At 59.6% G+C, this 24,229-nt stretch carries 22 protein-coding genes; 18 read left to right on the top strand and 4 right to left on the bottom strand.

From position 1 onward, the window contains the following. Positions 1–11 precede the first annotated feature (11 nt). The 3 genes from pbpC to CKW09_RS19540 are packed head-to-tail and all read left to right on the top strand — an operon-like array spanning position 12 to position 3,677. Positions 12–2,360 (top strand): penicillin-binding protein 1C, encoded by a 2,349-nt coding sequence (gene pbpC, locus CKW09_RS19550; protein WP_095098979.1) that lies wholly within the window; start codon positions 12–14, stop codon positions 2,358–2,360. 60 nt (positions 2,361–2,420) lie between these two features. Further along, complete coding sequence (truC, locus tag CKW09_RS19545) at positions 2,421–3,194, top strand: tRNA pseudouridine(65) synthase TruC (protein ID WP_370671114.1); 774 nt, start codon at positions 2,421–2,423, stop codon at positions 3,192–3,194. Between the two features lie 33 nt (positions 3,195–3,227). Next, complete coding sequence (locus CKW09_RS19540) at positions 3,228–3,677, top strand: flavodoxin (protein WP_061796738.1); 450 nt, start codon at positions 3,228–3,230, stop codon at positions 3,675–3,677. A 27-nt stretch (positions 3,678–3,704) separates the two neighbouring features. Here the strand turns inward: CKW09_RS19540 and CKW09_RS19535 are convergent, their stop codons facing one another. From CKW09_RS19535 to map, 4 genes are all read right to left on the bottom strand, one after another. Then, complete coding sequence (locus tag CKW09_RS19535; protein ID WP_006318690.1) at positions 3,705–4,094, bottom strand: DUF3461 family protein; 390 nt, start codon at positions 4,092–4,094, stop codon at positions 3,705–3,707. A 165-nt stretch (positions 4,095–4,259) separates the two neighbouring features. Beyond that, positions 4,260–5,084 (bottom strand): 2,3,4,5-tetrahydropyridine-2,6-dicarboxylate N-succinyltransferase, encoded by an 825-nt coding sequence (gene dapD, locus CKW09_RS19530; RefSeq protein ID WP_061796737.1) that lies wholly within the window; start codon positions 5,082–5,084, stop codon positions 4,260–4,262. Between the two features lie 42 nt (positions 5,085–5,126). Then, positions 5,127–7,793: a bifunctional uridylyltransferase/uridylyl-removing protein GlnD gene (glnD, locus tag CKW09_RS19525; protein ID WP_061797013.1), complete on the bottom strand. Its 2,667-nt coding sequence runs from the start codon at positions 7,791–7,793 to the stop codon at positions 5,127–5,129. Between the two features lie 75 nt (positions 7,794–7,868). Then, positions 7,869–8,663: a type I methionyl aminopeptidase gene (gene map / locus CKW09_RS19520; RefSeq protein ID WP_061796735.1), complete on the bottom strand. Its 795-nt coding sequence runs from the start codon at positions 8,661–8,663 to the stop codon at positions 7,869–7,871. Positions 8,664–9,010: 347 nt separating this feature from the next. Between map and rpsB the strand changes: the two genes are divergently transcribed. From rpsB to rnhB, 15 genes are all read left to right on the top strand, one after another. After that, positions 9,011–9,736: a 30S ribosomal protein S2 gene (gene rpsB / locus CKW09_RS19515; protein WP_061796733.1), complete on the top strand. Its 726-nt coding sequence runs from the start codon at positions 9,011–9,013 to the stop codon at positions 9,734–9,736. 128 nt (positions 9,737–9,864) lie between these two features. Continuing rightward, complete coding sequence (tsf, locus tag CKW09_RS19510) at positions 9,865–10,716, top strand: translation elongation factor Ts (RefSeq protein WP_061796731.1); 852 nt, start codon at positions 9,865–9,867, stop codon at positions 10,714–10,716. Between the two features lie 148 nt (positions 10,717–10,864). Beyond that, the gene (gene pyrH, locus CKW09_RS19505) at positions 10,865–11,590 is read left to right on the top strand and encodes a UMP kinase (RefSeq protein WP_004931940.1); all 726 of its coding nucleotides are present in this window, start codon (positions 10,865–10,867) and stop codon (positions 11,588–11,590) included. A 109-nt stretch (positions 11,591–11,699) separates the two neighbouring features. After that, positions 11,700–12,257: a ribosome recycling factor gene (gene frr, locus CKW09_RS19500; protein WP_061796730.1), complete on the top strand. Its 558-nt coding sequence runs from the start codon at positions 11,700–11,702 to the stop codon at positions 12,255–12,257. A gap of 156 nt (positions 12,258–12,413) precedes the next feature. Further along, on the top strand, positions 12,414–13,610 hold the full coding sequence (ispC, locus tag CKW09_RS19495; protein ID WP_061796728.1) for a 1-deoxy-D-xylulose-5-phosphate reductoisomerase: 1,197 nt from the start codon (positions 12,414–12,416) through the stop codon (positions 13,608–13,610). 279 nt (positions 13,611–13,889) lie between these two features. Beyond that, positions 13,890–14,648 (top strand): (2E,6E)-farnesyl-diphosphate-specific ditrans,polycis-undecaprenyl-diphosphate synthase, encoded by a 759-nt coding sequence (gene ispU / locus CKW09_RS19490; RefSeq protein WP_061796727.1) that lies wholly within the window; start codon positions 13,890–13,892, stop codon positions 14,646–14,648. Positions 14,649–14,657: 9 nt separating this feature from the next. After that, complete coding sequence (gene cdsA, locus CKW09_RS19485; RefSeq protein ID WP_061796725.1) at positions 14,658–15,506, top strand: phosphatidate cytidylyltransferase; 849 nt, start codon at positions 14,658–14,660, stop codon at positions 15,504–15,506. A gap of 28 nt (positions 15,507–15,534) precedes the next feature. Continuing rightward, positions 15,535–16,890 carry a sigma E protease regulator RseP gene (rseP, locus tag CKW09_RS19480; RefSeq protein ID WP_095098976.1) on the top strand — a complete coding sequence of 452 codons (1,356 nt, stop codon included), beginning with the start codon at positions 15,535–15,537 and terminating at the stop codon, positions 16,888–16,890. Between the two features lie 35 nt (positions 16,891–16,925). Then, entirely contained in the window at positions 16,926–19,352 is a 2,427-nt protein-coding gene (gene bamA, locus CKW09_RS19475; protein WP_061796721.1) for an outer membrane protein assembly factor BamA, read from the top strand. 157 nt (positions 19,353–19,509) lie between these two features. After that, the gene (gene skp / locus CKW09_RS19470) at positions 19,510–20,007 is read left to right on the top strand and encodes a molecular chaperone Skp (RefSeq protein WP_061797012.1); all 498 of its coding nucleotides are present in this window, start codon (positions 19,510–19,512) and stop codon (positions 20,005–20,007) included. 3 nt (positions 20,008–20,010) lie between these two features. Beyond that, positions 20,011–21,033, top strand: coding sequence for a UDP-3-O-(3-hydroxymyristoyl)glucosamine N-acyltransferase (gene lpxD, locus CKW09_RS19465; RefSeq protein ID WP_061796719.1), 1,023 nt, complete (start codon positions 20,011–20,013; stop codon positions 21,031–21,033). Positions 21,034–21,193: 160 nt separating this feature from the next. After that, the gene (gene fabZ, locus CKW09_RS19460; RefSeq protein ID WP_021179919.1) at positions 21,194–21,649 is read left to right on the top strand and encodes a 3-hydroxyacyl-ACP dehydratase FabZ; all 456 of its coding nucleotides are present in this window, start codon (positions 21,194–21,196) and stop codon (positions 21,647–21,649) included. 3 nt (positions 21,650–21,652) lie between these two features. Further along, a complete protein-coding gene (lpxA, locus tag CKW09_RS19455) occupies positions 21,653–22,441 on the top strand; it encodes an acyl-ACP--UDP-N-acetylglucosamine O-acyltransferase (protein ID WP_061796717.1) in 789 nt (262 codons plus the stop codon). 3 nt (positions 22,442–22,444) lie between these two features. After that, entirely contained in the window at positions 22,445–23,593 is a 1,149-nt protein-coding gene (gene lpxB / locus CKW09_RS19450; RefSeq protein WP_061796715.1) for a lipid-A-disaccharide synthase, read from the top strand. Continuing rightward, the gene (gene rnhB / locus CKW09_RS19445) at positions 23,590–24,183 is read left to right on the top strand and encodes a ribonuclease HII (protein ID WP_061796713.1); all 594 of its coding nucleotides are present in this window, start codon (positions 23,590–23,592) and stop codon (positions 24,181–24,183) included. Before lpxB ends, rnhB begins: the two co-directional genes overlap by 4 nt. Positions 24,184–24,229 lie beyond the last annotated feature (46 nt).

The raw sequence follows: 24,229 nt of genomic DNA, 5'->3' as shown, positions 1-24,229 counted from the left end.
AGTGAGAACGCATGAAAATCCTGAAAACACCCTGGCTGCAAAACGGCCTGATGGCGGTATTTTTGTTGGCGCTGACGCTGGCCGCCATTCGGCTATGGCCGCATCCGCCGCTGTCTCGGGGCCTGCCCCTGTCATCCGTTTATTACGATCGTCACGGCGCCCTGCTGCGCATCACCCTGGCCAACGACGAACGCTATCGTCTGTGGACGCCGCTCGACGCGGTGTCACCGCTGGCGGTGCGCGGGCTGTTGCTGCACGAAGACCGCTGGTTCTACTACAACCCCGGATTCAACCCGATCGGCCTGATGCGCGGCTTTTGGCGCAGCTACGTCGCCGGCGGCAAGATGCAGGGCGGTTCGACCATCAGCATGCAGCTGGCGCGCATGCGCTGGCATCTCAACACCCGCACGCCGGGGGGCAAACTGCTGCAGGTGCTGCGCGCCATACAGCTGGAGCTGAGCTATTCCAAACGCGACATTCTGGAAGCCTATCTGAATTACGCCCCCTACGGCCGCAATATCGAAAGCATCGGCGCCGCCAGCCTGATCTATTTCGGCAAGGCGCCGCGGGATCTGACCCTGCCCGAGGCGCTGACGCTGGCCGTCCTGCCGCAGTCGCCAAGCTACCGCCTGGCGCCGAAAACCGGCGTGCTGGGGATTGCGCTGACGCAGGCGCGCAGCCGCCTGTTCCAGCGCTGGCAGAACGTCTACGCCACCGACGGCAGCCAGCGGGCGCTGTTTCGGCTGCCGTTGGCGCTGCGCCAGCCCGAGCAGATGCCTTATATCGCGCCGCATTTTATCGAACAGCTGCGGCGGCAGACCCAGCAGCTGGTCCGGCGGGATACCCGCGTCGACACCCAGCTGGATGCGCGGCTTCAACGCTTGGTCGAACGGCAGGTGGACGCCTTCATCGCCCGCAACCAAAGCCGGGGGATTCACAACGCCGCGGTGTTGCTGGTAGACAGCCGCGACATGGGGGTGAGGGCGCTGGTGGGATCGGCCGATTATTACAACCGCCCGATCCAGGGGCAGGTGAACGGCACCAACGCCAAGCGGTCTCCCGGTTCGACGCTGAAGCCCTTTATCTATGCGCTGGGCATGGAGCAGGGCGTGCTGCATCCGATGACCATCCTGAAAGACGTGCCCTCGTCATTCGGCGCCTACGCGCCGGAAAATTTTGACCGGCGCTTCCTCGGGCCGGTAACCGCCACCGACGCGTTGAACTTCAGCCGCAATATTCCCGCGGTTTACGTGGCGTCGCAGCTGCGGCAGCCGACCTTTTATCAGTTTCTGCGCCTGGCCGGCGTCGCCAATATGGCCAGCGAGAATCACTATGGGCTCTCGCTGGTGCTGGGCGGCGGCGAGGTGACGGCGCAGGAGCTGGCGAAGCTGTACGCGCTGCTGGCCAACCGCGGCGAGCTGCGCCCGTTACGCATGCTGCGCGGCGAGGCGCAGACGCCGCCGGTGCGCCTGCTCAGCGAAGAGGCCAGCTTCATTACGCTGGACATGCTGCGTCAGCATCGGCGGCCGGGCGATACCCTGGCGCAGCGCTCGTCGTCGCTGCCGGTGTATTGGAAAACCGGCACCTCCTGGGGATTTCGCGATGCCTGGAGCGTGGGGATTTTCGGACCCTATGTGCTGGTGGTGTGGGAGGGCAACTTCGATAGCCGGGGCAACAACGCGCTGGTCGGCGCCGAGGCGGCCGCTCCGCTGTTTTTCAACATCGTCGACAGCGTGAACGCCAGCGATCCGGCCCTGCAGGAGCCGAAGCACGCCTGGCCGAAGCGGCTGCGGCGGGTGGATATCTGCCTGGCCAGCGGCGATCTGCCTACCCCCTGGTGCCGGCAGAAGGGCAAAACCTGGTTCATTCCCGGCAAGTCGCCGATCAAGGTCGACAGCGTTTATCGCCCGGTGGTGCTGGATATTCACAGCGGCGAAGTCGCCTGCCCGCCCTATGATCCGGCCGAAACTCGCACCGAGGTGTTTGAGTTCTGGCCTTCCGATCTGGCCAACGTTTTCGCCCAGGCCGGCTTGCCGAAGCGCGCGCCGCCGCTCAATCGCTGCAGGGATAACGGCATCGCCGTCGGCGGCAACCCGCCGCGCATCACCTCGCCGCTCAAGAACACCACCTATACCCTGCGCCAGTCGCAGCAGGGGCGCGACAAGATCGCCTTCAATGCGGTGACCGACGCCGACAGCAAAACGCTGTACTGGTTTGTCGACGATATCTATCTCGGCAGCAGCGCCAGCAAAAAGGCCATCGACTGGCGGCCGGTCAACAACGGGCGGTACCGCATCCGGGCGGTGGACGATCGCGGCCGGGCCGACAGCCGGCTGGTGACCATCGAGTGGGTTAACTAGCGCCGCGCCGCACGCCTGTTATACTCGCGCCGGAATTTGGGCTTTTACGTAGGAACAGAGATGGTGATTGAGGTTTTGTACCGGGATGAGCACCTGGTGGCGGTGAACAAACCGTCCGGCTGGCTGGTGCACCGCAGCTGGCTGGATCGCCACGAAACGCGGTTTATGATGCAGACGGTGCGTGACCAGATCGGTCAACACGTGTTCACCGTGCATCGCCTCGACCGCCCGACCTCCGGCGTGCTGTTGATGGCGCTGTCCAGCGAGGTGGCGCGCCTGCTGTCGCAGCAGTTCGAGCAACACCGGGTGCAGAAAACCTATCATGCGGTGGTGCGCGGCTACGTGCAGGAAGGGGCCACCCTCGATTACCCGCTGACGGAAGAGCGGGACAAGATCGCCGATAAACATGCGACGGCCGACAAAGGCCCGCAGCCGGCGGTGACCCACTACCGGCCGTTGGCGCAGGTGGAGATGCCGGTCGCCATCGGCCGCTACGACAGCGCGCGCTACAGCCTGCTGGAGCTGAAGCCGGAAAACGGCCGCAAGCACCAGCTGCGCCGCCATATGGTGCATCTTCGCCATCCGATCATCGGCGACAGCAAGCACGGCGATCTGCGCCAGAACCGCGGCATGGCGCAGCACTTCGGCTGCGCGCGGCTGATGCTGCACGCCAGCCATCTGCAGCTGAACCACCCGGTGACCGGCGAACCGCTGCAGATTTCCGCCCGTTGGGATGAACCCTGGCAGGGCGTAATGGCGCAGTTCGGCTGGGCGGGGGTTTTCCCCGAGCTTGCCGGGGTTGAGTTTAGTGCGGCTAACGGTCAGGATAGCTGACAATTTTCAAAGGTAATGAAGGGAGTTGGAGCCATGGCTCAGGTTGGTATCTTCGTGGGAACCGTCTACGGCAATTCGCTGCTGGTGGCGGAAGAGGCGGAAAACATTCTCAGCGAACAGGGCCATGAGGTCAAACTGTTCGAAGAGGGCACGCTGGAGGCCTGGCAGTTTTATCGCCAGCACTACGCGCTGGTGGTCACCTCGACCACCGGGCAGGGCGATCTGCCGGACAGCATCGCGCCGTTGTTCCACGCCATCCGCGATCAGGTCGGCTATCAGCCGGAGTTGCGCTATGGTCTGATCGCGTTGGGTGACAGCAGCTATGACGATTTCTGCGGCGCCGGGCGCGCGTTCGACGCGCTGCTGCAGGAGCAGGGCGCGACCCGTATCGGTGAAGTGCTGGAGATAGACGCGATGGAGCAGCCGGAGCCGGAGGTGGCGTCTTGCCCCTGGGTGGAGCGGTGGGGCAGCTTGCTGAAATAAAAAAGGGCCGGGCGAACCGGCCCTGAATTATTTGCCGCGGGTCAGTTTTTCCAGATCGGATTCGATCTCGGCGATTTTGTGTGACACCACGCCTTCGAGATGGCGCAGGTCGTCGAGAATTTTACGCTTCAGATCCACTTCCACCTGGTCGCGCTGGCACAGCTGATCCAGTTCGTCGATCACGTAGCGCAGGTTCGGGTTGATCTCGTGGATTTCCTTGTACCCCTGCCCGGCGTTATCCGCCACCACGGTTTTGCGCTGGCGCGGATACTTGAACTTCACGCTTTTGGCGAAAAACTCGCCCTTGTCCTTGCGGAAATAAATCTTGAGGATGTCGTTATTGGCCTCTTGACGCAGGCTATAGCGATCGACGTCTTCCGGTTGATTGATGCCCAAGCTTTTCAGGTTATCGTACATACTGCGCCCTCTGTTATGTGATCGTTATATCCCGTCATACCTCGAACCGCCTCGCATTATTCAGGGGTCCACGACTGCGATTATGGCGGAAAGCGGGGTCTGCGACTGTGACTGCCGACGAAACGCAGACAAAAAAATAGCGGGTGAATCACCCGCTATCTTAATTTAGTCGATGGTGCGCAATAACTCGTTAATGCCGACTTTACCGCGGGTCTTGGCGTCGACCTTCTTGACGATCACCGCGCAGTACAGGCTGTAAGAACCGTCTTTGGACGGCAGGTTGCCGGACACCACCACCGAGCCGGCCGGTACGCGGCCGTAGTGCACTTCGCCGGTTTCGCGGTCGTAGATGCGGGTGCTTTGGCCCAGGTAAACGCCCATGGAAATCACCGAGCCTTCTTCCACGATCACCCCTTCAACCACTTCGGAGCGCGCGCCGATGAAGCAGTTGTCTTCGATGATGGTCGGGTTGGCCTGCAGCGGCTCCAGCACGCCGCCGATGCCGACGCCGCCGGACAGGTGGACGTTCTTGCCGATCTGCGCGCAGGAGCCGACGGTGGCCCAGGTATCGACCATGGTGCCTTCGTCGACGTAGGCGCCGATGTTGACGTAAGACGGCATCAGCACGGTGTTGCGCGCGATAAATGCGCCCTGGCGCACGGTCGCCGGCGGCACCACGCGGAAGCCCTCTTTCTGGAAGCGCGCTTCGTCGTAGTCGGCGAACTTCATCGGCACCTTGTCGTAATAGCGCGTTTCCGCGCCGTCCATCACCTTGTTGTCGTTGATGCGGAAAGAGAGCAGTACGGCTTTTTTCAGCCACTGATGCGTTACCCACTGACCGTCGATCTTCTCGGCAACGCGCAGGGCGCCGCTGTCCAACAGGCCGATCACCTGGTTTACCGCTTCGCGCGTTACGCGGTCCACGTTCGCCGGAGTGATGTCCGCACGGCGTTCGAAGGCGCTTTCAATAACGTTCTGTAATTGCTGCATTCTGTTCTCTGTCCTGATGTTGTCGGTAAAAAGTTACTTGTATCACATTTTATCGTTTGGATTGAGGGCCTCTGTCAACCGTTGTTCCAACTTTCTGCGCGTTTCCTGGTCGAGGGCGCGGCGATCGCCGTCGGCGAGAATAAACAAATCCTCGACCCGCTCGCCGATGGTGGAAATGCGCGCGCCGTGCAGCGACAGGCCGAGATCGGCGAAGACTTCGCCCACTCTGGCCAGCAGGCCCGGCTGATCGAGCGCGGTCAGCTCCAGATAGCTGCGGCGGTCGGTGTGGGTCGGCAGGAAGTTGACCTCGGTCGGCACGCTGAAATGACGCAGCTTGGACGACGGCCGGCGCACCCGCGGCGGCTGGTATTCGCGCTGGGTGATGGCCTGCAGCAGCGCGTGGCGGATCGCCGCGTGGCGATCCTGCGCCAGCGGGCTGCCGTCCGGCTCCAGCACGATAAAGGTGTCCATCGCCATGCCGTCGCGGTTGGTGAAAATCTGGGCGTCATGCACGCTGAGGTTGCGGCGGTCCATTTCGCCGGCCACGGCGGCGAACAGATAAGGGCGGTCCGGGCTCCAGATGAAAATCTCGGTGCCGCCGCGCGTCGCCTGCCGGCTGACCAGCACCAGCGGCTGGGTCGAGTCGTGGGCCAGCAGGTGGCGCGCGTGCCAGGCCAGCTGGTTCGGCGAGTGGCGCAGGAAGTAGTCGGCGCGGCAGCGGCTCCAGATGCGGTGCAGCGCCTCTTCGTCGATATTGTCCATGCGCAGCAGCGCCAGCGCCTGCAGCCGGTGATGCCGCACGCGCTCGCGCAGGTCCGGGCTGTTTTGCATGCCGCGGCGCAGCTGTTTTTCGGTGGCGAAGTACAGCTCGCGCAACAGGCTCTGCTTCCAGCTGTTCCACAGGGTTTCGTTGGTGGCGCAGATGTCCGCCACCGTCAGGCACACCAGATAGCGCAGGCGGGTTTCGCTCTGCACTTCGGCGCTGAACTGCTGGATCACCGTGGGGTCCTGGATGTCGCGGCGCTGGGCGGTCACCGACATCAGCAGGTGGCAGCGCACCAGCCAGGCCACCAGCTGCGTCTCGCGTGAATTGAGGCCGTGCAGCTCGGCGAACTCCTGCACGTCTTCCGCGCCGAGGATCGAGTGATCGCCGCCGCGGCCTTTGGCGATGTCGTGGAACAGCGCCGCCAGCAGCAGCAGCTCCGGGTGCGGCAGGCGCGGATACAGCTCGACGCACAGCGGGTGGCGCGGGCGGGTTTCCGCATCGGCGAAGCTTTCCAGCTTCTGCAGCACCCGGATGGTGTGTTCGTCCACGGTATAGGCGTGGAACAGGTCGAACTGCATCTGGCCGACAATCTTGCCCCACTGCGGCATATAGGCCCACAGCACGCTGTGGCGGTGCATCGGCACCAGCGCGCGCGACACCGCGCCCGGATGGCGCAGGATCGCCATGAACAGATCGCGCGCCTCGGGAATGGTGCACAGCGGCTGTTTCAGATGGCGGCGCGCATGGCGCAGCTGGCGCACCGTCGTGGAGTAGATGCCCTTGATCTCGCGGTTGCGCACCATCAGATAGAACATCCGCATGATGGCCTCCGGCTGACGAATAAACAGCGTTTCGTCGCGCAGGTCGATCAGATTGCCGCGCAGCTGGAAGTCGTCGTTCAGCGGCCGCGGTTTTTCGGTGGCGTCCAGCGCCAGGATCGCTTCGTCGAACAGCTGCAGCAGCATGTGGTTCAGTTCGCTGACGCGGCGCGTCATGCGGTAGAAGTCTTTCATCATACGCTCGACCGGCTCGTTGCCTTCGCCCTGGTAACGCAGCAGCTGCGCGACGTTGAGTTGGCGGTCGAACAGCAGGCGGTTGTCATAGCGCGACAGCACCAGGTGCAGCGCAAAACGGATGCGCCACAGGAAGCTCTGGCACTCGTTCAGTTCGTTGCGCTCCGCCTGGGTGAGGAAGCCGAAGCCGACCATTTCGTCCAGCGAGGTGGCGCCGAAGTGGCGGCGCGCCACCCACAGCAGGGTGTGGATATCGCGCAGGCCGCCCGGGCTGCTCTTGATGTCCGGCTCCAGGTTGTAGCTGGTGCCGTGATAGCGCTGATGGCGCTCCTGCTGCTCGTCCAGCTTGGCGTGGAAAAACTGCGGCGAAGGCCAGAAGCCGTCGCTGAAGATGTGCTTTTGCATCTGCAGGAACAGCGCCACGTCGCCGCAGATCATCCGCGATTCGATCAGGTTGGTGGCGACGGTCAGATCCGCCAACCCCTCCAGCAGGCACTCTTCGAGCGTGCGCACGCTGTGGCCGACTTCCAGCTTCAGGTCCCACAGCAGCGTGATGAATTCGCCGACCCGCTGGGATTGTTGTTCGTTGAGCCGGCGCTGGCTGAGCACCAGCACGTCGATGTCCGACAGCGGATGCAGCTCGCCGCGGCCATAGCCGCCGACCGCCACCAGCGCGGTTTCCGGAATATCCTCAAAGCCGTAGAAGGTCCACAGGCGGCGCAGCAGCCGGTCGATGAAATCGCTGCGCGCCGCCACTAGGCTCTCGGCGCTGGATCCGGCGTCGAACGCCGCCGCCAGCCACAGCTGGAACTGCTCCAGCCGCTGCTTCAGCGCCAGGCAGTTGATCTCCTCGTCGCCGTAAGCGTTGGGATACTCAGGCTGCCGCGGCGCGACGGCCGGAGTGTCCTGTTGACGAAAGTTTTCAGACATAAATACGCAGCCCATAAAAAAGGCCGGCAAAAGCCGGCCTGTGACATCATGCAGCGCGGCCATGGGCCGCGGCGCTTACATCTCGTGCGTAATGATGTTGGGGATGGTGTCATCCTTGCGCAACGTCATTATCTCGCAGCCGTTATCAGTGACCACAATAGTATGCTCATACTGCGCCGACAAGCTGCGATCCTTGGTTTTTACCGTCCAGCCGTCTTTCATGGTGCGGATGCGGTAATCGCCGGCGTTGACCATCGGCTCGATGGTGAACGCCATGCCGGCCTGCAGCACCACGCCGCCGTCGTCGGCGTCATAGTGCAGCACCTGCGGCTCTTCGTGGAACACCTCGCCGATGCCGTGGCCGCAGTACTCGCGCACCACGGAGAAGCGCTCGGCTTCGACGAATTTCTGGATCTCTTTGCCCAGGGTGCGCAGGCGAATGCCCGGCTTCACCATTTTCAGCGCCAGATACAGACTTTCCTGAGTGACGCGGCACAGGCGCTCGCCCAGAATGGTCGGCTTGCCGACGATGAACATTTTGGAGGTGTCGCCGTGGAAGCCGTCTTTAATCACGGTCACGTCGATATTGACGATGTCGCCGTCCTTCAGCACTTTGTCATCGCTCGGGATGCCGTGGCACACCACTTCGTTCACCGAGATGCACACGGACTTCGGGAAGCCGTGATAACCGAGGCAGGCGGAGATGGCCTGCTGCTCGTTGGTGATGTACTCGTGACAGATACGGTCCAGTTCGCCGGTGGTCACGCCAGGTTTGACGTGCGGCTCGATGATCTCCAGCACTTCGGCGGCCAGGCGGCCGGCCACGCGCATTTTTTGGATGTCATCAGGTGTTTTAATTGAGATTGCCATGAAATTCGTCCGCAGGTGTCGTTATCGTCGACAAATAAGAAGCAGTGACTCATGGTATCAGCCCGGCCGGGGGGCTGCCAAATTTCATTTCCCGGCGGCCGGCCAAACGCAACAAAAGTTGGTGTCGGTGGCGGGTTTATGGTATAAAGCGCGCCGGCGATCCGCTCTGCGTCCTTGTGGCAACGACGGAAATGGCCGAAAATACTTTAACTGCACTCACATTGTGTAAATAACACACACGTATCGGCACATCCGCCGGGGTGCCTCGAGGTGATTTATCACCGCCGGGGTCGGCGTTATGGGATACGTGGAGGCATAACCCCAACTAATTCTATAGAGGTTTAATCATGGCAACTGTTTCCATGCGCGACATGCTCAAGGCCGGTGTTCACTTCGGTCACCAGACCCGTTACTGGAACCCGAAAATGAAGCCTTTCATCTTCGGCGCTCGTAACAAGGTTCACATCATCAACCTTGAGCAGACCGTACCAATGTTCAACGCCGCTCTGGCTGAACTGACCAAGATCTCTTCCCGTAAAGGCAAGATCCTGTTCGTTGGTACCAAGCGCGCAGCAAGCGAAGCGGTAAAAGAAGCTGCACACAACTGCGACCAGTTCTTCGTGAACCATCGCTGGTTGGGCGGCATGCTGACTAACTGGAAAACCGTTCGTCAGTCCATCAAGCGTTTGAAAGATCTGGAAATCCAGTCCCAAGACGGCACCTTCGACAAGCTGACCAAGAAAGAGGCGCTGATGCGTACTCGCGAACTGGCCAAGCTGGAAAACTCCCTGGGTGGTATCAAGGACATGGGTGGTCTGCCTGACGCTCTGTTCGTAATCGATGCAGATCACGAGCACATCGCGATTAAAGAAGCCAACAACCTGGGTATCCCGGTATTCTCTATCGTTGATACCAACTCCGATCCAGACGGCGTTGACTTCATTATCCCTGGTAACGACGATGCAATCCGTGCAGTAAACCTGTACCTGACTGCCGTTGCTACCGCCGTCCGTGAAGGTCGTTCTCAAGATCTGGCCGTTCAGGCGGAAGAAAGCTTCGTAGAAGCTGAATAATAAGGCAAGCTCGTCACTGAGCCCTTATTAACCAGGTATTGACATATGTTGGTTAGGGGGGCCTTAAAGGCCCCCTTTGCTTATCTGAATGAGAACTGTCTCCGTGCGAGATAACCGAGGAAAAAGAAATGGCTGATATTACCGCTGCTCTGGTAAAAGAACTGCGTGAGCGTACCGGCGCTGGCATGATGGATTGTAAGAAAGCACTGGTCGAAGCCAACGGCGACATCGAGCTGGCAATCGAAAACATGCGTAAATCTGGCGCGATCAAAGCGGCGAAAAAAGCAGGCAACGTAGCTGCTGACGGCGTGATCAAAACCAAGATCGCAGGCAACTACGGCATGATCCTGGAAGTTAACTGCCAGACTGACTTCGTTGCTAAAGACGCGGGCTTCCAGGCATTCGCCGACAAAGTGCTGGACGCCGCCGTTGCCGGCAAAATCACCGACGTTGACGTGCTGAAAGCGCAATTCGAAGAAGAGCGTGTTGCTCTGGTGGCAAAAATCGGTGAGAACATCAACATTCGCCGCATCGCAGCCCTGGAAGGCGACGTGCTGGGCAGCTACCTGCACGGCGCGCGCATCGGCGTTCTGATCGCGGCTAAAGGCGCTGACGAAGAGCTGGTTAAGCAAATCGCCATGCACGTTGCGGCGAGCAAGCCAGAATTCGTTAAGCCTGAAGATGTGTCTGCAGAAGTGGTTGAGAAAGAGTACCAGGTTCAGCTGGACATCGCCATGCAGTCTGGCAAGCCGAAAGAAATCGCAGAGAAAATGGTTGAAGGCCGCATGAAGAAATTCACCGGCGAAGTTTCTCTGACCGGTCAGCCTTTCGTTATCGAACCGAGCAAGTCCGTTGGCCAGGTGCTGAAAGAGCACAACGCTGACGTGATCAACTTCATCCGCTTCGAAGTGGGCGAAGGCATCGTTAAAGTCGAAACCGACTTTGCTGCCGAAGTTGCGGCAATGAGCAAACAGTCTTAATGACTGCCAATGGAACCGCCGTTTGGCGGTTCCATACTATCCAGCCAGAATTACACCGGTGGCAGGCTCTGTGGCGTTATACTCACCTCAGACGCGTTTCATCGGCTGAAATCCCCAACACTAATACTGCTTCTTAGGACAGAACACCATGGCAACCAATGCAAAACCCGTATATCAGCGTATCTTGCTCAAACTGAGTGGCGAAGCCCTGCAAGGTGCAGAAGGTTTTGGTATCGACGCAAGCGTTTTGGATCGCATGGCTCAGGAAGTGAAAGAGCTGGTCGAACTGGGAATTCAGGTCGGTGTAGTTATTGGCGGCGGGAACTTGTTCCGCGGCGCGGGGCTGGCTCAGGCCGGCATGAACCGCGTAGTGGGCGACCACATGGGAATGCTGGCTACCGTGATGAACGGCCTGGCTATGCGTGATGCACTGCACCGTGCCTATGTGAACGCCCGCCTGATGTCGGCAATCCCGTTGAACGGCGTGTGCGACAACTACAGCTGGGCCGAGGCGATCAGCCTGCTGCGCAACAACCGCGTGGTGATCTTCTCCGCCGGTACCGGCAACCCGTTCTTCACCACCGACTCCGCCGCCTGCCTGCGCGGCATCGAGATCGAAGCGGACGTGGTGTTGAAAGCCACCAAAGTGGATGGCGTATACTCCGCCGATCCGGTTAAAAACCCGGATGCGACGCTGTACGAACAGTTAACCTATCAGGACGTGCTGGAGCGCGAGCTGAAAGTGATGGACCTGGCGGCGTTTACGCTGGCGCGCGATCACGGTCTGCCGATCCGCGTGTTCAACATGAACAAGCCTGGCGCGCTGCGCCGCGTGGTGATGGGTGAGAACGAAGGTACGCTGATCAGCAAATAAGGATTTAGCGGAGCGGATGACGCCTGGCGCCGTGCGCTCTCCGAGTACAATTCACGGGCTATACTTGAGGTATCGCCTGCCAAGTAACCAGCTTCCAAGGGTTCGCAACGTGATTAATGAAATCAGAAAAGATGCCGATGCACGCATGGAAAAAAGCGTCGAAGCATTCAAAAACCAAATCAGCAAAGTTCGTACCGGCCGTGCTTCCCCAAGCATTCTGGACGGCATCATGGTGGAATATTACGGCGCCGCTACCCCGCTGCGCCAGCTGGCCAACGTGACCGTTGAAGATTCCCGCACCCTGGCGATCAACCTGTTTGACCGCTCGTTGGGGTCGGCGGTTGAGAAGGCCATCATGTCTTCCGATCTCGGTCTGAACCCGAGCTCCGCCGGCAGCGTGATCCGCGTTCCGCTTCCTCCGCTGACCGAAGAGCGCCGCAAGGATCTGATCAAAGTGGTGCGCGGCGAAGCCGAGCAGGGCCGCGTAGCCGTGCGTAACGTGCGCCGCGACGCCAACGACAAGGTGAAAGCGCTGCTGAAAGACAAAGAAATCAGCGAAGACGAAGATCGTCGTTCTCAGGACGATATTCAGAAAATGACCGACGCCTACATCAAGCTGCTTGATGCCGCGCTGGCGGACAAAGAAAAAGAGCTGATGGACTTCTAATCAGCATCGCGCATAAAAAAGCGTCGCCTGGGCGGCGCTTTGTTTTTTGTGGCGCAGATCCCGTTTCAACGTACTGAAAGATCATGGACAAGCGGTGTCCAAGGTTAGACACTGGATCCCCTTCGATCTCATCAGACAGTTATTCAGAGTGAACTCATGAAGCAACTGACTATTCTAGGCTCGACCGGCTCGGTAGGGACCAGCACCCTGGCCGTGGTCAGGGAAAATCCCGCGCGTTTCGCGATTAAAGCGCTGGTTGCCGGCCGCAACGTGGCGGTGATGGCGCAGCAGTGCATGGAGTTCCGCCCGGCCTATGCGGCGATGGCGGATGAAAACGCGGCGCGCGAGCTGCGCGCTATCCTGGCGGAAAACGGCGTCGCCACCGAAGTCATGGCGGGTGAACAAGCTGCCTGCGAGCTGGCCGCGCTGAGCGACGTCGACCAGGTGACGGCGGCGATCGTCGGCGCCGCCGGCCTGCTGCCGACGCTGGCGGCGATCCGCGCCGGCAAGCAGGTGCTGCTGGCGAACAAAGAGTCGCTGGTGACCTGCGGGCGCCTGTTTATGGACGCGGTGCAAAAGAGCCAGGCGCAGTTGCTGCCGCTGGATAGCGAGCATAACGCGATTTTTCAGAGTTTGCCTGAGAGCATTCAGCGTCAGTTGGGATACTCTTCACTGGACGATCATGGTGTTTCGCGCATCGTGCTTACCGGTTCCGGCGGCCCGTTCCGCACCACGCCGCTGGAACAGTTCGCCGCGATGACGCCGGATCAGGCCTGCGCCCACCCTAACTGGTCGATGGGCCGCAAGATCTCGGTGGACTCGGCCACCATGATGAACAAAGGTCTGGAATATATTGAGGCCCGCTGGCTGTTTAACGCCTCGGCCGAACAAATGGAAGTGATCCTGCATCCGCAGTCGGTGATCCACTCGATGGTGCGCTATGCCGACGGCAGCGTGCTGGCCCAACTGGGCACGCCGGACATGCGCACGCCGATCGCCCACGCCATGGCTTACCCGCAGCGGGTCAGTTCCGGCGTGGCCGCGCTGGATTTCTGCCGCATCGGGTCGTTGACCTTTGCCGAGCCGGAACGCGAGCGTTACCCCTGCCTGTATCTGGCGATAGAAGCCTTTGACGCAGGCCAGGCGGCGACCACCGCGCTCAACGCGGCCAACGAAGTGGCGGTGGCGGCGTTCCTGCAGGCGCAGATTCGCTTCACCGACATCGCCGACGTCAACCGCCGGGTGGTGGAGCGTCTGTCGCTGCAGGAACCGTCCTGCATCGATGCGGTCTTAGAAATAGATCGTCAGGCGCGCGCGGCGGCCAACGAGGCTGTCAGCTCGCTGCGCGGTTGATAACGGTTATTATCCGATTTTGTTCGTAATTCGCGCGTGCCGCAGTGGGGCCGTTTGTTCATGCCCTGCTGAGGTGGTATAGTCTGCGCCACTTGTCAGCGGTTATACCGTTGAATAATGGCCTGATTGGCATCCTGAATGCCGATGGCGAGCCGGCGTTGGCCGGCTATCGCTGGGGCAGACTGCAAAGCCGTGTCGGGCACACGGCTTTTTTTGCGCGTAAGGGCCTGATGTTCCGGAAAGGCAGTTATATTTCTATTGAGGAAATAAGTACGAGTTATGTCGTCCGCAAATCAACAAGAGGCTAATCCATCCCTTTCTGGGCCACGCCACGTCGCCATCATCATGGACGGCAACGGACGCTGGGCCAAACGTCAGGGCAAGTTACGTGTCTTCGGTCATAAAGCAGGGGTGAAATCGGTGCGCCGCGCGGTCAGCTTTGCCGCCAGCAACCATTTGGATGCACTCACGCTTTATGCCTTCAGCAGCGAAAACTGGAACCGCCCGGTACAGGAAGTCTCCGCGTTGATGGAGCTTTTTGTCCGCGCCCTGGATAGCGAAGTAAAAAGCCTGCATAAACATAACGTCAGGCTGCGCGTGATCGGTGATATCAGCCGTTTCAGCGCGCGTTTGCAAGAGCGCATCCATCGCTCGGAGCAGCTGACGGAAAATAACGATGGCCTGACGCTCAACATCGCCGCCAACTACGGTGGCCGTTGGGATATCATTCAGGGAGTAAGGGAACTGGCTGAGCAGGTGCAGGACGGCGTGCTGCGTCCGGACCAGATCAGCGAAGAGTTATTGAGCGAGCGGGTTTGCATGAGCGATTTAGCGCCGGTGGACCTGGTTATTCGCACCGGCGGCGAACACCGCATCAGTAACTTCCTGCTGTGGCAAATTGCCTATGCCGAACTTTACTTCACTGATGTACTCTGGCCTGATTTTGATGAACTTGTCTTTGAAGGTGCGCTGAATGCATTTGCACAACGTGAGCGTCGCTTCGGGGGAACAACACCTATCGGCGCCAATGCGTCCTAGGGGGAACTTTTGCTGAAGTATCGCCTCATAACTGCTCTGATTTTAATTCCGATCGTTATCGCAGCGCTGTTTTTGCTGCCGCCGGTGGCTTTTGCCCTGGTAACGCTCGTGGTGTGCATGTTAGCTGCCTGGGAGTGGGGCCAACTGGCCGGTTTTACCTCCCGCCCGCAGCGCATCTGGTTGGCGATACTGTGCGGTTTTCTGCTGGCGCTGATGATGCTCAGCGTCCCCGCCTACCATCATTCCGTCGATCTGCCTCAGGTAGGCGGCCCGCTGTGGCTGTCGCTGGCCTGGTGGCTGGCCGCGCTGCTGCTGGTGCTGTTTTATCCCGGTTCGGCGGCCATCTGGCGTAATTCGCGCCCGCTGCGCCTGCTGTTCGGCCTGCTGACCATAGTGCCGTTCTTCTGGGGCATGTTGGCGCTGCGCCAGTTCGGCTACGAAGAAAATCATTTTACCGGCGCCTGGTGGCTGCTGTACGTGATGCTGCTGGTGTGGGGCGCGGATTCCGGCGCCTACATGTTCGGCAAACTGTTCGGCAAGCATAAGCTGGCGCCGAAGGTCTCGCCGGGCAAGACCTGGGAAGGGCTGATTGGCGGGCTGGTGACGTCGGCGGTGATCTCCTGGCTGTTCGGCCGCTACGCACCGCTGAACGTGGTGCCGGCCACCCTGTTGGCCTGTTCGGTGATCGCCGCGCTGGCTTCGGTGCTGGGCGATCTGACCGAGAGCATGTTCAAACGCGAAGCGGGCATCAAGGACAGCGGTCATCTGATACCGGGTCATGGCGGCATACTGGATCGTATCGACAGCCTGACCGCGGCAGTTCCGGTATTTGCCTGCCTGATGCTGTTAGTGTTTTAATCCGTCAATGGCGGGGAGTGAAGGGATAATGTTCAGCGTGCTCTGGAACCTGGTGGCGTTTTTGGTGGCGCTCGGTGTGTTAATCACCGTGCACGAGTTCGGGCACTTTTGGGTCGCTCGCCGCTGCGGCGTGCGCGTTGAACGTTTTTCTATCGGCTTCGGCCGCGCCCTGTGGCGCCGCACCGACCGCCAGGGCACCGAGTACGTCATCGCGCTCATCCCGCTGGGCGGCTACGTGAAGATGCTGGATGAGCGGGTCGACGCCGTCGCGCCGGAATTCCGTCATCAGGCCTTCAACAACAAAAGCGTCTGGCAGCGCGCGGCGATCGTCAGCGCCGGCCCCATCGCCAACTTCCTGTTTGCTATCCTTGCGTACTGGCTGGTGTTCATCATCGGCGTTCCCAGCTTCCGTCCGGTCATCGGTGAAATCTCGCCGCAGTCCATCGCCGCACAGGCCGAAATTTCGCCGGGAATGGAACTAAAGTCGGTTGACGGTATCGAAACGCCTGATTGGGAATCAGTTCGTCTGGCGCTGGTGGCGAAGATTGGCGACGCGCAAACCGAAGTGGGCGTTGCGCCGTTCGGCTCTTCGCAGCAGGTGACCAAAACCCTGGATTTACGCCAGTGGAACTTTGAGCCGGACAAACAGGATCCCGTGGTCGCGCTGGGTATTATTCCGCGCGGTCCGCAGATAGAATCAGTGCTGGCCGAAGTGCAGCCGAATTCGGCGGCGCAAAAGGCGGGTTTGCAAGCGGGGGACAGGATCGTTAAAGTCGATGGTCAACTGCTGGGTCGTTGGCAAACGCTGGTCAAGCGTATTCACGACGGCCCGGGTCAGCCGCTGGCTTTGGAGATCGAAAGAAACGGCGCCCCCTTGTCTTTGACGCTGATACCGGATACAAAGCCGGTGGGAAAAGACAAATCGGTGGGGTTTGCGGGCATCATTCCGAAAGTGCTGCCGCTGCCGGACGAGTATAAGACGATTCGTCAGTATGGACCGTTCCCGGCGCTGTATCAGGCCGGAGACAAGACCTGGCAGCTGATGCGGCTGACGGTCAGCATGCTGGGTAAATTAATAACCGGTGATGTAAAGCTGAACAACCTGAGTGGCCCGATTTCGATTGCACAGGGAGCAGGGGCGTCAGCCGGGGTCGGGTTCGTGTATTATCTGATGTTCCTGGCGTTGATTAGCGTCAACCTGGGGATCATCAACCTGTTCCCATTACCGGTGTTAGATGGTGGGCATCTCCTCTTCCTGGCGATAGAAAAGCTGAAGGGTGGGCCGGTTTCCGAGCGAGTACAGGACTACAGCTACCGCATAGGTTCGATCGTGCTGGTACTGCTGATGGGTCTTGCACTTTTCAATGATTTTTCTCGCCTTTAGGGGCGGGGATAGGTTAGGAAGAACGCATAACAACGATGGCGATGAAAAAGTTGCTCATAGCGTCGCTGCTGTTTGGCAGCGCCACCGTATACGGTGCAGACGGGTTCGTAGTGAAAGACATTCATTTCGAAGGCCTGCAGCGGGTCGCCGTCGGTGCGGCGTTACTCAACATGCCGGTTCGCGTAGGCGATACCGTCACTGACGATGATATCAGTAATACCATCCGTGCCTTGTTTGCCACCGGCAACTTCGAGGACGTTCGCGTGCTGCGCGATGGTAATACGCTGATTGTTCAGGTTAAGGAACGTCCCACCATCGCCAGCATCACTTTCTCCGGCAACAAGTCGGTGAAGGATGACATGCTCAAGCAGAACCTGGAAGCCTCCGGCGTCCGGGTTGGCGAGGCGCTCGACCGCACCACCATTTCCAGCATCGAAAAAGGGTTGGAAGACTTCTACTACAGCGTCGGCAAATACAGCGCCTCGGTGAAAGCCGTAGTGACGCCGCTGCCGCGCAACCGTGTCGACCTGAAACTGGTGTTCACGGAAGGGGTCTCCGCCAAGATTCAGCAAATCAACATCGTCGGCAACCATGCCTTCACCAACGACGAACTGATCTCGCGCTTCCAGCTGCGTGACGAAGTGCCGTGGTGGAACCTGGTCGGCGATCGCAAATATCAGAAACAGAAACTGGCGGGCGATCTCGAAACCCTGCGCAGCTTCTATCTGGATCGCGGTTACGCGCGCTTCAATATCGATTCTACCCAGGTCAGCCTGACGCCGGATAAAAAAGGCATCTACATCACCATCAACATTACCGAAGGCGAGCAGTACAAGCTTTCCGACGTGGTGGTGAACGGCAATCTGGCGGGCCACTCGGCGGAGGTCGCCCAGTTGACCAAGATCGAGCCGGGCGAACTGTACAACGGCAGCAAAGTGACCAAAATGGAAGACAACATCAAGACGATGTTGGGCCGTTATGGTTACGCCTACCCGCGTGTCGGCACCCAGCCTGAAATCAACGACGCGGATAAAACCGTCAAGCTGCACGTCAACGTCGATGCGGGCAACCGTTTCTACGTGCGCCGCATCAAGTTCGAAGGCAACGACACCAGCAAAGATTCCGTACTGCGCCGCGAAATGCGCCAGATGGAAGGCGCCTGGCTGGGCAACGCCCAGGTCGAGCAGGGTAAAGAGCGTCTGAACCGTTTGGGTTACTTCGAAACGGTCGATGTCGAAACCCAGCGCGTGCCGGGCACCGCCGATCAGGTTGACGTCACCTACAAGGTGAAGGAGCGCAACACCGGTACCTTCAACTTCGGCGTCGGTTACGGCACCGAGAGCGGCGTCAGCTTCCAGGCGGGCGTGCAGCAGGACAACTGGCTGGGTACCGGCTACTCTGTCGGCATCAGCGGCACCAAGAACGACTACCAGACCTATACCGAATTGTCGGTCACCAACCCGTACTTCACCGTTGACGGTGTGAGCCTGGGCGGCCGTATCTTCTACAACGACTTTAAAGCGGATGACGCGGACCTGTCCGACTATACCAACAAGAGTTACGGTATCGACGGCACACTGGGCTTCCCGATCAACGAAAACAACTCGTTGCGTACCGGTCTGGGCTATGTGCATAACGGCCTGTCGAACATGCAGCCGCAGATCGCCATGTGGCGTTATCTGGACTCTATGGGTCTGGATCCGAACACCACCGATCGCGCCAGCTATTCCGCAGACGACTTTACGCTGAACCTGGGTTGGACCTACAACAACCTGGACCGCGGTTACTTCCCTACTTCGGGCAACCGCACCACGTTGAACGGCAAGGTCACCATTCCAGGCTCGGACAACGAATACTACAAGGTGACGCTGGACAGCGTGCAGTACGTGCCAATCAACGACGACCGCACCTGGGTGCTGTTGGGCCGTGGCCGTCTGGGTTACGCCGATGGTCTGGGCGGCAAGGAAATGCCGTTCTACGAGAACTTCTACGCCGGCGGCTCGAGCACCGTGCGCGGCTTCCAGTCCAACACCATCGGTCCGAAGGCGGTGTACTACAATTCCAACTCGTATAACTGCCAGTACAATGCCGGCAGCACGACGACGCGTCAGAGCATCTGTAATTCCGACGACGCGGTGGGCGGCAACGCCATGGCGGTCGCCAGCCTGGAGCTGATTACCCCGACGCCGTTCATCAGCGAGAAATACGCCAACTCGGTGCGGACTTCCCTGTTCGTGGATGCGGGCACCGTGTGGGACACCAACTGGCAGAATACCGACCAGACCCGTATGTACGACGTGCCTGACTACAGCAAGGCGAGCAACATTCGCGTTTCCGCCGGTATCGCGCTGCAGTGGATGTCGCCGCTGGGGCCGTTGGTGTTCTCTTACGCCAACCCGCTCAAAGATTACGAGGGCGACAAGTCCGAACAGTTCCAGTTTAACATTGGTAAGACCTGGTAACGGGTCTCGCCTCTGGGCAGAGCAGTTATTAAGAATCGCAAATGCCAGGCGCCCGTTTGCAGAGAGAGACGATTCTCATTGTTTGGCGGGATAAGTCTGGCAGATTGTGTACTTCAAGTGTCATATGACACAAATGGGTGATGGTAAGGAGTTTATAGTGAAAAAGTGGTTGTGTGCCGCAGGCCTCGGTTTAGCAATGGCTGCTTCAGCTGGCGTTCAGGCAGCAGATAACATCGCTGTCGTTAACGTCTCCAGCATTTTCCAACAGCTGCCAGCACGTGAAACCGTGGCTAAACAGCTGGAAAACGAGTTTAAAGGCCGTGCGGGCGAACTCCAGAACATGGAGCGTAGCCTTCAGACCAAAATGCAGCGTCTGCAGCGTGATGGCGCTACCATGAAAGCCAGCGAACGCAGCAAGTTGGAAAAAGACGTGATGGCGCAGCGCGAGCAGTTCTCTCAGAAAGCGCAGGCTTTCGAGCAGGACAACCGTCGCCGTCAGATGGAAGAGCGCAACAAAATCCTGAGCCGCATTCAGGACGCTGTGAAATCTGTCGCCAGCAAAGAAGGCTATGACGTAGTGATCGACGCTAACGCCGTTGCCTACGCCGGTTCTTCCAAAGACATTACTGCCGACGTGCTGAAACAGGTTAAATAAAACATGCTTTCAATTCGACTGGCTGATTTAGCGCAGCAGTTGGATGCACAATTGCACGGTGATGGCGATCTCGTCATCACCGGCATTGCTTCTATGCATTCGGCACAGGCTGGCCAAATCACGTTTTTGTCAAACAGCCGCTATCAAGAGCAGCTGTCTTCCTGCCAGGCAAGCGCCGTGGTGCTTACCGAGGCGGATCTACCACACTGCCGTTCTGCGGCGCTGGTGGTTAAAAACCCTTACCTGACCTATGCGCGCATGGCGCAACTGATGGACACCACGCCGGCTCCCGCACAGGATATCGCGCCTAGCGCGGCTATCTCTCCTGAAGCGCGGCTTGGGCAAAATGTCGCCGTCGGGGCGAATGCGGTGATCGAGTCGGGCGCGGTGCTCGGCGATAACGTGGTTATCGGCCCGGGCTGCTTTATCGGCAAACACGCACGCATCGGCGCGGGTACGCGTCTGTGGGCGAACGTCACTATTTATCATGAGGTCGAGATCGGCCAACGCTGCCTGATCCAGTCCGGTACGGTGATCGGCGCGGACGGTTTCGGCTATGCCAACGAACGCGGCGAGTGGATCAAAATCCCACAGCTGGGCACGGTGATTATCGGCGATCGCGTCGAGATCGGCGCCTGCACCACCATCGACCGCGGCGCGTTGGATAACACCCTGATCGGGAATGGTGTTATCATCGACAACCAATGCCAGATTGCACATAACGTCGTGATTGGCGACAATACTGCCGTCGCCGGTGGTGTTATCATGGCGGGCAGCCTGAAGATCGGCCGCTACTGCCAGATCGGCGGAGCCAGTGTGATCAACGGTCACATGGAGATTGCCGACAAGGTTGTTGTCACCGGAATGGGAATGGTTATGCGACCAATCACCGAACCTGGGGTATACTCTTCGGGCATTCCGTTACAACCCAACAAGGTTTGGCGTAAAACCGCTGCGTTGGTGATGAATATCGATGAGATCAGCAAGCGCTTAAAAGCTGTCGAACGAAAAGTCGGAAAAGACTAATCATTGCCGCCCGCCACGCTGGGTACAAAACGAAACGCGTTGGTCGTGAGACCAAAAGCGCAAAGAGTTGTTAATTTGCGGCCTGCATGATGATCTCCTTTTGGGGTCAGCGCAGGCCGTGTTGTTGATGCCATCAGTTTTTAGAGACAGGAAGAGTATTTTGACTACTGACACTCATACTCTGGATATTGCAGAAATTTTGGAGCTGCTTCCTCACCGTTATCCGTTCTTGCTGGTCGACCGCGTGCTCGACTTCGAAGAGCACAAATATCTGCGTGCGGTGAAGAACGTATCTGTGAATGAGCCGTTTTTCCAGGGGCATTTCCCTGGTAAACCGATTTTCCCAGGCGTATTGATTCTGGAAGCCATGGCGCAAGCCACCGGTATCCTGGCGTTTAAAAGCGTCGGCAAACTGGAGCCGGGCGAGCTGTATTACTTCGCCGGCATTGACGAAGCCCGTTTCAAGCGTCCGGTAGTGCCGGGTGATCAGATGATCATGGAAGTCACCTTTGAGAAAACCCGCCGTGGTCTGACGCGCTTCAAAGGCGTGGCGACCGTTGACGGTAAAATTGTCTGCGAAGCAACCATGATGTGTGCCCGCAGCCGGGAGGCTTAATCCGTGATTGACGAAACCGCCTTTATCCATCCTAGCGCGATTGTTGAAGAAGGCGCCGTTATCGGCGCTGGTGCGCATATCGGTCCCTTCTGCTACGTCGGCTCCCAGGTGGAAATCGGCGCTGGCACGGTACTGAAATCCCACGTAGTGGTGAACGGCATTACCAAAATCGGCCGCGATAACGAGATCTACCAGTTCGCTTCCATTGGTGAAGTGAATCAGGATCTGAAGTACGCGGGCGAGCCGACGCGCGTTGAAGTGGGCGATCGCAATCGCATTCGCGAAAGCGTCACCATTCACCGCGGTACCGCACAGGGCACCGGCCTGACCAAAGTGGGCGATGACAACCTGCTGATGGTCAACGTGCACGTCGCGCATGACTGCGTGGTGGGCAACGCCTGCGTGCTGGCGAACAACGCTACGCTGGCGGGCCATGTGGAAGTGGACGATCACGCCATCATCGGCGGCATGACGGCGATCCACCAGTTCTGCATTATCGGCGCGCACGTGATGGTCGGCGGTTGCTCCGGGGTTGCTCAGGACGTGCCTCCTTTCGTCATCGCGCAGGGCAACCACGCGACGCCGTTCGGCGTCAACGCCGTTGGCCTGAAGCGCCGCGGCTTCGATAAGGATGAAATGCAGGCGATCCGCAATGCCTACAAAATCCTGTATCGCAGCGAAAAAACGCTGGATGAGGCGAAAGCGGAAATCGAAGCGCTGGCTAAAGAACAGCCGGTGGTGCAGCAGTACCTCGATTTCTTCGGCCGTTCAACCCGCGGTATCATTCGCTGACCTATGCCAAATCGCCCATTGACTATCGGATTGGTCGCCGGAGAAACCTCCGGTGATATTCTCGGCGCCGGTTTAATCCGCGCGCTCAAGGCGCAGATTCCCGACGCGCGTTTTGTTGGCGTCGCCGGCCCGCTGATGCAGGCCGAAGGGTGTGAAGCCTGGTACGAAATGGAAGAGCTGGCGGTGATGGGCGTGGTGGAAGTGCTGGAACGTTTGCCGCGCCTGTTGAAGATCCGCAAGGATCTGACCCGGCGCTTCAGCGAATTGCGACCGGACGTGTTTGTCGGCATCGACGCGCCGGACTTCAACATCACGCTGGAAGGCCGCCTAAAGCAGCGCGGCATTCGCACCATTCACTATGTCAGCCCGTCAGTTTGGGCCTGGCGCCAAAAGCGCGTTTTCAAAATTGGCAAAGCCACCGATCTGGTGCTGGCTTTTCTCCCTTTCGAAAAAGCGTTTTACGATCGCTTCAACGTTCCCTGTCGGTTTATCGGCCACACCATGGCGGACGCCATGCCGCTGCAGCCGGATAGGCTGGCGGCGCGCGCCGAGCTGGGCATCGACCCGCAGGCCCGCTGCCTGGCATTGCTGCCCGGCAGCCGCGGTGCCGAAGTCGAGATGCTGAGCGCCGATTTCCTGAAAACCGCGCAGCTGCTGCGCACCCGCTATCCGGATCTGGAAGTGGTGGTGCCGCTGGTCAACGCCAAGCGGCGCGAGCAGTTCGAACGCATCAAGGCCGAGGTGGCGCCGGAGCTGACCGTGCATCTGCTGAACGGGCAGGGGCGCGAGGCGATGGTGGCCAGCGACGCAGCCTTGCTGGCGTCGGGCACCGCCGCGCTGGAGTGCATGCTGGCCAAATGTCCGATGGTCGTCGGCTACCGGATGAAGCCGTTTACCTTCTGGCTGGCGCAGCGGCTGGTGAAGACCCCTTACGTCTCGCTGCCCAACCTGCTCGCCGGCCGAGAAATCGTCACCGAACTGCTGCAGCACGACTGCGTGCCGGACAAGCTGGCCGCCGCGCTGATGCCGCTGCTGGAAGACAGCCCGCAAACCGAAACGCTGAAGCAGACCTTCCTTACCTTGCACCAAAGCATCCGTTGCGGTGCCGATGAACAGGCCGCTCAGGCTGTGTTGGAGCTGGCGAAAGCATGATTGAACCCTTTATCTATCCCGCCGCAACGCTGATTGCCGGCGTGGATGAAGTGGGCCGCGGCCCGTTGGTGGGCGCCGTGGTAACCGCCGCGGTGATCCTCGATCCGGCGCAGCCGATCCAGGGCCTGGCGGACTCGAAAAAGCTCAGTGAAAAACGCCGGCTGGCGCTGTATGACGAAATCGTCGCCAAGTCGCTCTGCTGGAGCCTGGGGCGCGCCGAGCCGGACGAGATTGACCAATTGAACATCCTGCACGCCACCATGCTGGCGATGCAGCGTGCGGTCGCCGGGTTGCATATCGCGCCGGACATGGTTTTAATCGACGGTAACCGCTGCCCGAAGCTGCCGATGCGCTCGCAGGCGGTGGTGAAAGGCGACAGCCGCGTGGCGGAAATCAGCGCGGCGTCGATTCTGGCGAAGGTGACGCGCGATCGCGAAATGACCGAGCTGGATCGCGCGTTCCCGGATTACGGCTTCGCGCAGCATAAAGGCTACCCGACGCCTTTCCATCTGGAGCGGCTGGCCGCACTGGGTGCCACCGAGCACCATCGCCGCAGCTTTGCCCCGGTAAGAAGGGCGCTGGCGCCGTAATCTGCGGGTCTGGCCGCCCAGGCCAGACAATGCGATAGAGTTAACC

The sequence above is a fragment of the Serratia ficaria genome, assembly GCF_900187015.1.
GTDB lineage: Bacteria > Pseudomonadota > Gammaproteobacteria > Enterobacterales > Enterobacteriaceae > Serratia > Serratia ficaria.
This window is presented reverse-complemented; position numbering and strand designations above follow the sequence as displayed.